The 7890-nt window shown below is 66.9% G+C and carries 8 protein-coding genes; 7 read left to right on the top strand and 1 reads right to left on the bottom strand.

Annotated elements, in window-relative coordinates; all coding sequences use genetic code 11:
* Window positions 1-60: 60 nt before the first annotated feature.
* Complete coding sequence (locus VJ162_RS09005) at window positions 61-519, bottom strand: NYN domain-containing protein (RefSeq protein ID WP_324663770.1); 459 nt, start codon at window positions 517-519, stop codon at window positions 61-63.
* A gap of 321 nt (window positions 520-840) precedes the next feature.
* Between VJ162_RS09005 and VJ162_RS09000 the strand changes: the two genes are divergently transcribed.
* The 7 genes from VJ162_RS09000 to gcvH all read left to right on the top strand — a co-directional run bounded on the left by VJ162_RS09000 (window position 841) and on the right by gcvH (window position 7887).
* On the top strand, window positions 841-2004 hold the full coding sequence (locus tag VJ162_RS09000) for an ABC transporter substrate-binding protein (protein WP_324663769.1): 1164 nt from the start codon (window positions 841-843) through the stop codon (window positions 2002-2004).
* 1 nt (window position 2005) lies between these two features.
* Entirely contained in the window at window positions 2006-2971 is a 966-nt protein-coding gene (locus tag VJ162_RS08995) for an NAD(P)/FAD-dependent oxidoreductase (RefSeq protein ID WP_324663768.1), read from the top strand.
* A complete protein-coding gene (locus tag VJ162_RS08990) occupies window positions 2961-4088 on the top strand; it encodes a FecCD family ABC transporter permease (protein ID WP_407066846.1) in 1128 nt (375 codons plus the stop codon). Before VJ162_RS08995 ends, VJ162_RS08990 begins: the two co-directional genes overlap by 11 nt.
* Complete coding sequence (locus VJ162_RS08985) at window positions 4088-4942, top strand: ABC transporter ATP-binding protein (protein WP_324663767.1); 855 nt, start codon at window positions 4088-4090, stop codon at window positions 4940-4942. Before VJ162_RS08990 ends, VJ162_RS08985 begins: the two co-directional genes overlap by 1 nt.
* Before the next feature lie 172 nt (window positions 4943-5114).
* A complete protein-coding gene (locus VJ162_RS08980; RefSeq protein ID WP_324663766.1) occupies window positions 5115-6257 on the top strand; it encodes an ABC transporter substrate-binding protein in 1143 nt (380 codons plus the stop codon).
* Between the two features lie 164 nt (window positions 6258-6421).
* A complete protein-coding gene (gene gcvT / locus VJ162_RS08975; RefSeq protein WP_324663765.1) occupies window positions 6422-7507 on the top strand; it encodes a glycine cleavage system aminomethyltransferase GcvT in 1086 nt (361 codons plus the stop codon).
* Entirely contained in the window at window positions 7504-7887 is a 384-nt protein-coding gene (gene gcvH, locus VJ162_RS08970) for a glycine cleavage system protein GcvH (RefSeq protein ID WP_324663764.1), read from the top strand. The genes gcvT and gcvH overlap by 4 nt, the downstream gene beginning before the upstream one ends.
* The last annotated feature ends 3 nt before the right edge of the window (window positions 7888-7890 follow it).

Here is a 7890-nt window from a genome sequence, read left to right as displayed (position 1 = left end):
CTCCGGGTCGCTTCGCTCCCCGGTTCGCTTCGAGGAACCTCACTCCGTTCGGTTCCTCGCCTACTCCACGTCGGCCGAAAGCGAGAGCCCGTCTTGGGCCGCGTTCTGGAGCGCGTCAGATTTCCCGTGTTCGCCCGGGGCGAGCGCCACGGTGCGGACGCCGTTGCGGGCCGCCACTTCCAGTGCGGGCTTGAAATCCGTGTCCCGGGAGGCGACGACGAGCACGTCGATGCGGTCGCTGGCGACGGCCTCTGTCGCGTCGACGGCCAGCCGCACGTCCACGTCGCCGCTGGTCGTTATCACCTCGAAGCCGCGGGCCTCGCCCGCCTGGATGAGCCCCGGCGAGGCGTTCTCGTCGAGGTAGAGCCGCGTGGCGGCGAGGGGACCGTAGGACTCGCCGATGGTCCGGACCTCGTCTAAGTCGACGTCGAACTCGCTGCGCAACACGTTGGGGCCGTCGACGTACAGGCCGACGCGGGTTCGGTTGTTGTCGTCGCGAAACCGGCTGAGAAGGCTCATGTCGGCTTCTCACCGATGATTGGATTTAGCTCTGGTGTTTCGGTCCGTCGGCGCCTGTCCGCCTCGATAAATCGTATGTAGCTATACAGAACACTGCTTACGGGTCCGGGCGAGCGACAGACTCGCTCATCGAGGCGGCGTGGGTTCACTACAGGGTCGTGGGTGTGGTGGGGAGGTATGGGTCGAACTGGTACACGTCCGCCGGCCAACATTTTAGGGCGGCCTAAGATTCGAAATCGCTTTAACGGTTTAGGCTGCCCTAAATTATATGGCGCTCGAACTTGCCAGCAGTTGGGTATCGATGCCGGCGGAGGGTCATCGATGACAGACGGCGACGCCGGACCGACCCGGCGAGCGGCGCTGAAATACGGGGGGTCGCTGGCCGCCGGGCTCGCTATGGCCGGCTGTTCGGAGATCGCCGGCACCGGCGAGTCGGGCACGTCGGGTGGCGGGTACACGGTCTCCATGTCACCGACGAGGGACGTGTCCTTCGACGAACCGCCCGAGACCGTGTTCACGCGGCTCACCCACCACGCGGACATGGCGTTCGCGCTCGGTCGGGGCGACAGTCTCACCGCGATGCACGCGCCCGACTACTACGACGGGCTGTGGAACCAGTTCGTCGAGCGGCTCCCGGACGTGTCGCTCGACTGGACGGGCCTGTACTCCTCGTGGCAACCGAAAAAAGAGAAGCTCTACGACCTCGACAGCGACATCCACCTGGCCGACCCGGCGTGGATAACCAAACAGGACGCCTGGAGCGAATCCGACATCGACGAGATCGCCGACAAGGTGTCCCCGTGGTTCGGCAACTCGCTTTCGGACACCCACCAGGAGCCGGCCCCGGAGTACGCCGAGGGCTACGAGTACTACACCCTCTGGGAGCAGTTCGAACTGGTCGCCGAGGCGTTCCAGGAACGGAAGCGGTACGAGGAACTCGCGGCGGTCCACGACGACCTGCTGTCGACCATCGAGCCGGCGCTGCCCGAGGAGTCCGAGCGCCCCTCGGCGGTCATGATCGCTTCCCACCAGATGGACGAGATATACGCCTACACGCTGTCGAACCCGGGCTTTCTGACTTCGCATACGCGCCCGCTCGGGGCCCGTGATGCCTTCGAGGGGTCGGTCGAGTCCGCGAGCGTCGTCGACGTCGAGACGCTGTTCGACGCCGACCCGGACGTGATTCTGTTCCTCGGCGGCTTCGAACCGGAGACGAGCATCACCGAGCGGCGCGAACTGTTCCGCGAGGACCCGGTCGCCTCGGAGATCACCGCCGTACAGGAGGAACGCATCTACCCGCAGGGCGCGCGCTACCAGGGGCCGATACTCAACCTCTTCCAGCTCGAGATGACCGCGAAACAGCTCTACCCCGAGCTGTTCGGCGAGTGGCCGCGATACGAGTCCGGCCCGTACCCGGAGATGCCCGAGGACGAACAGCTGTTCGACCGCCAGCGCGTGGCCGACGCGATTAACGGGAACATCTGACATGGGACAGACGACCGCTGCGGAGCACGACTACGAGGTCGCCGTCGTCGGCGGCGGCCCGGCGGGCACGTCGGCGGGAATCTTCTGTGCGCGCGAGGGCCTGGAGACGGTCGTCTTCGACCGGGGGCGTGCCTCGCTCGCACGCTGTGCCCACCTGGAGAACTACCCCGGCTTCCCCGACGGCATCGATGTCCAGACGCTGTACGACCTGTTTCACGACCACGCCGAGCGGGCGGGCTGTACGCTCGTCCCGGACACGGTCGAGTCGCTTCGCCGCCCGGAGACGGGAGACGGGTTCGTCGTGGCACTCGGGGACGGTGCGCCGGTCACTGCTCGCCGCGTCGTCGCCGCCACGCGCTACGACGGCTCGTACATGCGGGGGCTGGGCGACGACGACGCGATGTTCGAGACGACCGAACACGACGGCGAGACGACCGAGTCCTTCGACCGGAGCTACCCGAACCACGACGGAACGACCCCGGTTCCGGACCTCTACGTGGCCTCACCCTCCGAGGAGTCACAGCAGGCCATCACTGCTGCGGGTCGTGGTGCGCGGGTAGCACGGGAAGTCATCACCGACACGCGGGTCGACGACGGCTGGTGGGACGCCGTCGCCGACACTGTCGACTGGGTCCGACGCGAGGCCGAACTCGACGGGGAGTGGACCGACCGGGGGACGTGGGTCGGGTGGTTCGACGAGCACTACGGCGAGGACGCCCCCGTCGATGTCGATTCCGAGCGGTTCGAGCGGGTTCGCGCGGCCCGAGTCGACGAGCGCCTCTCGTCGTACATCGGCCCGGACGAGCGGGAAGCCCGGGCGACGGCCGGCCAGGCCCGCTTGGCTGGCCATCTCGACCCCGAGGCGGTCGTCGCGGGCTGTGACGAGGGCGACCTGCTCGACGCGATGGACGACGACCGCATCGCGGCGTATCTGGACGGTGCGGAGGTGAGCGCCGGTGGCGAGTGAGACGCCGGGCGCGCGGCGGTCGACTCGCCGGGAGCGCTGGCTGGGCTGGTTCGACGGCCCGCTCGCGACGCTCTGTCTGGGGAGCCTGGCCGTCATCGTCGTCGGGGGGCTCGTCCAGGTGAGCTACGGCGCCTACTCGATGACAATGGCGGAGGCCTGGCGTGCGGTGTTCAACCCGAACGTCGTCTTCAGTCTCCGGGCGTGGGACGCGTTCCTCTGGGGGATGGCAGTCCCGGAGATGAGCACGGCGAGTCTCATCGTCTGGAACATCCGCCTGCCCCGCGTCTTCGTCGCCGTCCTCGTGGGGATGAACCTCTCCGTCTCGGGGGCCATCTTCCAGGCGGTCACGCGAAACGAACTCGCCAGCCCGTTCATACTGGGCGTCTCCTCGGGTGCGGGGCTGATGATTCTGCTCACGCTGGTCGTGTTCACCGGGATGGCGGCGTTCCTGCCCCTGGCCGCGGCGCTGGGGGGCGCTGTCGCCTTCCTCATCGTCTACGCCATCGCCTGGAAGAACGGCACGTCGCCGGTCAGGCTCGTGCTGGCGGGGGTCATCGTCGGGACCATCTTCCAGTCGTTCCAGACGGCGCTTTTCTTCTTCGCCGACGACATCGGCGTCGTCCAGAGCGCCATCGCCTGGACGACCGGCTCGCTGACCGGCACCGACTGGGAGCAGGTCCGGATGGCCCTGCCCTGGACGGTCGTCGCGATGGGGCTCGCACTCGTGAGTTCCCGGCAGCTGAACGTCCTCTTGCTGGGCGAGCGGACCGCGAACTCCCTGGGAATGTCCGTCGAGAAGGTCCGGTTTGCCCTCTCCGGCGTGGCCGTGCTGGCCGCCGCCGCGAGTATCGCGGTCGCCGGCATCGTCGGTTTCGTCGGCCTCATCGTCCCGCATATGGTCCGCAACATCGTCGGGAGCGACTACCGGAAACTCGTCGTCGGCTGTATCTTCGCCGGCCCGGCGCTGATGGTCGGGGCCGACGTGGGCGCGCGCCTCGGGATGAGCGTGCTCGCCGGGACGGACACGCAGATTCCGGTCGGTATCGTCACCGGCCTCGTCGGGGGGCCGTACTTCCTCTATCTGATGCGCAAACAGGACAGGATGGGTGAAATCTGATGCCGGGGAAACAGTCGGTCCACGACGACGCGGACGGGGAGCGAACCGAGCCCGCCGAGACGGCGAGCGAACTCGTCGGCGAAGACCTCGCTATCGGCTATCCGACGACCGACGAGCCGGTCGTCGAGTGCGAGCGGGTCCTCCTGCCGGCGGGCGAGGTGACCGCGCTGGTCGGCCCGAACGGGAGCGGCAAGAGCACGCTCTTGAAGACGCTGGCGAACCAGCACGAGCCCGAGACTGGACGGGTACGCCTCGACGGCGAACGCATCCATCGCCTCGGGTCGAAGGAACTCGCACGGCAGATGGGACTGCTCTCGCAGGAAAACGAGTCGCCGGGCAGTATCACAGTCGAGGACCTCGTCTACCACGGCCGCTACCCACACCGGGGCTTTTTCGAGTCGGTCACCGACGAGGACCGCGCGGCCGTCGACCGCGCCATCGACCTCGCCGGCGTCGACGACCTCCGCGACAGCGAGATGCGCAACTTGAGCGGCGGCCAGAAACAGCTCGCCTGGATAGCGATGGTGCTGGCCCAGGAGACCGACATCCTGTTGCTCGACGAGCCGACGACGTTTCTGGACCTCCACCACCAGCTCCGCGTGCTCTCGGTCGTCCGGACGCTGAACCGCGAGGCGGACGTGACCGTCGGCATCGTGCTCCACGACATCGGCCAGGCGGCCCGCTTTGCCGACAACCTCATCGCGATGCGGGACGGGTCGCTGTACGACTGGGGGCCCCCCGATGAAGTCGTGACCGAACAGCTCCTGGCCGATGTCTTCCGCGTCGACGCCTCCGTCGACAGCGAGAGCCCGACCGGGCCACACATCGCCCCGCACAGCGCGATAGAGGAGTGAACGGGCCGCGCCCGAAACAGCTCTATCACGACTGGGCGGCTGTTCGGGCCCACCGTGGTGTCGGTTCGTGCTCGTGTCGTCTCCCCCCAGCACAGCGAATACGCGCCGCAGCAATTTTTTAGGCACACCTAAAAAACGGTGTCTTTATGCAACTTTAGGCTAGCCTAAAATCATGAGTGAACGAAGGACAACACGCAGAGACACGCTGCGATTCGGCGGTGCGCTCGCCGCCGGTGGACTGCTCGCCGGCTGTTCGGACTTTGCCGGCCAGCCCGGGGAGAACGGAACCCCGACCGGAACTGGGTCCTATACGGTGAATATGGCCCCGATGGGCGAGGTCAGCTTCGACGAGGTCCCCGAGACCTGGGCCGCCTACGACGGCGGTTACGCCGACATGGCCGTCGCGCTCGGACAGGCCGACGGGCTGACCGGGGTCAGCTATGCCGACCGGTACTTCCGGTACGTCTACGACGAACTGCCCGGCGTGAGCGTCGACGAGGAGACGCTGTCGGCCCACCCCGAGGTACGGACCAAAGAGGAGTTCTACGCGCTCGACAGCGACGTCCACCTGTACGACCCACAGATGCTCGTCAACTGGTTCGACTGGTCCGAGGACGACGTCGAGGAGATACGGACCAACGTCGCCCCGTTTGTCGGGAACCTCATCTTCCGTCGCTCCGATGACTGGCACGACTACGAGTACTACACGCTGTACGAGGCCTTCGAGACGGTGGCACAGGTGTTCCAGCAGCAAGCCCGATACGAGGCGTTCCGCGACCTCCACGACGAGTTCATCGCGTCGATACGGGACCGGCTCCCGCCCGAGAGCGAGCGGCCGACCGTCTTCCTGACCTACGAGGGAACTGACGAGCCGTCGACGTTCTCGCTGTACCGACTCGACGACGCGGGGACCAGCAAGAAGCAGTGGCGGGACCTGGGCGTGACAGACGCGCTGGCCGAAACGGACATCGACCAGCTCAGTTCCACCGAGCGGTCCGAACTGGACTACGAGAACCTGCTGGAAATAGACCCCGAGGTCGTTCTGATTCGGGGCCACGAGCGGAAGTCGCCGGCGGAGTTCCGTGACACCGTCCTGGGGTACATGCAGGAGCATCCGGTCGGGAGCGAACTGACCGCCGTACAGAACGGGCGGGTGTACCGCGGTGGCTTCCTCAACCAGGGGCCGATACAGAACCTGTTCTTGACCGAGCGAGCCACACAGCAGCTGTTCCCCGACGAGTTCGGCGCGGTGACCAGCGACAGGGAGCTGTTCGACCGCCAGCGGGTCGTCGACATCGTCAACGACGATAGCTGACCGATAGCTCCCGCAGGTATCGGCCGCGCCGAGTTTCGCCTCGCTTCGAAGTGCCGTTCTCGCGGCCAGTGACTGATTTGCTATCGCGCTATACCATTTACGTGAACGGCCGAAACCACCCCCGAAGGCCAACTCGTAAGGTCCAAGGGGGCGAGCCAGTACCCATGACACTCCGACAGTCCCCGCTCGCGGGGGTGTACGATGACCCGACCCTCACCGACTTCGGCGGCTGGGAGATGCCCGTCGAGTTCGACTCGATTCGCGCCGAACACGCCGCCGTCCGTGAGGCCGCCGGGAAGTTCGACGTCTCCCACATGGGCCAGGTGACCGTATCCGGGCCGGACGCGCTCGAACTCACCCAGCGGCTGACGACCAACGACGTCGCGGCGCTGTCCCCCGGCGACGCCCAGTATTCGGGCATCACCGACGCCGACGGAATCTTGCTCGACGATACCGTCGTTTACCGGTTGCCCGAAGGGGCCGAGGACGACTACCTCTTCATCCCGAACGCGGGTCACGACGGGGAGATGGCAGAGCGGTGGGTGACCCATCGCGACGAGTGGGACCTGACGGTGACAGTGACAAACCGGACGGAAGCGTACGCCATGATAGCGCTTCAGGGGCCGGACGCCGAGGGGCTTCTCGGGGCGGAGACGGCGAGCCCCCTCGATTCGCTGGGTCGGTTCGAGGTGACGAGTGCGACCGTCGCCGGCGTCGAGAGCCTCGTCGCCCGGACCGGCTACACCGGGGAGGACGGTTTCGAGTTGCTCTGTCCGGCCGCGGAGGCGGAGCCGGTCTGGGAGGCGTTCGATTGCCAGTCCTGCGGGCTGGGCGCCCGGGACACGCTCCGCCTGGAGATGGGCTTTCTGCTCTCCGGTGAGGAGTTTCACCCGCGGGACGAGCCGCGCACGCCCTACGAGGCCGACATCGGCTGGACGGTGGCTCTGGACACCGAGTTCGTCGGCCGTGACGCGCTGGCCGCCAAGGAGCGCGACGGTGTCGCGGAGACGCTCGTCGGGCTCGAACTGCTAGAGCGGGGGGTCCCGCGTCACGGCTACGAGGTCACCAGCGCCGACGGCGAGTCCCTGGGCCACGTCACGAGCGGGACGATGAGCCCGACGCTGGGGGTCCCTATCGCGCTGGCCTACGTTCCGACCGACTTTGCCGACCCCGATACGTCGGTGAACGTCGTGATCCGGGGCGAACCGAAGGAAGCACGTACCCGGGCGACGCCATTTATCGACAGATGAGCTTCGACGTACCCGACGACCGTCGCTATCTGGAATCGCACGAGTGGGTCCGCACCGACGACGGCACCGCCCGGCTCGGCATCACCGACTTCGCACAGGACGAGCTGGGCGACGTGGTGTTCGTGGAACTGCCCGGCGAGGGCGACGAGCTGACGGCGGGCGAGGAGTTCGGCGTCGTGGAGTCAATCAAGGCTGTCTCGGACGTGTACGCGCCCGTCTCGGGGACCGTCACGGCGGTCAACGAGGCGCTGTTCGAAAAGCCCGAACTGCTCAACGAGGACCCCTTCGGCGAGGGGTGGATGCTCGAACTCGAACTGGGCGACGAGAGCGAACTCGACGGCCTGCTCGACGCCGACGCCTATCGCGACCAGATAGAGTAGGCC

The organism is Haloarcula sediminis, assembly GCF_035656455.1.
GTDB lineage: Archaea > Halobacteriota > Halobacteria > Halobacteriales > Haloarculaceae > Haloarcula > Haloarcula sediminis.
Note: the sequence above shows the minus strand (reverse complement) of the source record. Positions and strands in the feature narration are given on the sequence as shown.

Bases quoted from the DNA above. Each gene is read 5' to 3' on its own strand.
- gcvT (WP_324663765.1), top strand. From the start codon at position 6,422: ATGACACTCCGACAGTCCCCGCTCGCGGGGGTGTACGATGACCCGACC.
- VJ162_RS09005 (WP_324663770.1), bottom strand. From the start codon at position 519: ATGAGCCTTCTCAGCCGGTTTCGCGACGACAACAACCGAACCCGCGTC.
- VJ162_RS08980 (WP_324663766.1), top strand. From the start codon at position 5,115: ATGAGTGAACGAAGGACAACACGCAGAGACACGCTGCGATTCGGCGGT.
- gcvH (WP_324663764.1), top strand. From the start codon at position 7,504: ATGAGCTTCGACGTACCCGACGACCGTCGCTATCTGGAATCGCACGAG.
- VJ162_RS08995 (WP_324663768.1), top strand. From the start codon at position 2,006: ATGGGACAGACGACCGCTGCGGAGCACGACTACGAGGTCGCCGTCGTC.
- VJ162_RS08985 (WP_324663767.1), top strand. From the start codon at position 4,088: ATGCCGGGGAAACAGTCGGTCCACGACGACGCGGACGGGGAGCGAACC.
- VJ162_RS09000 (WP_324663769.1), top strand. From the start codon at position 841: ATGACAGACGGCGACGCCGGACCGACCCGGCGAGCGGCGCTGAAATAC.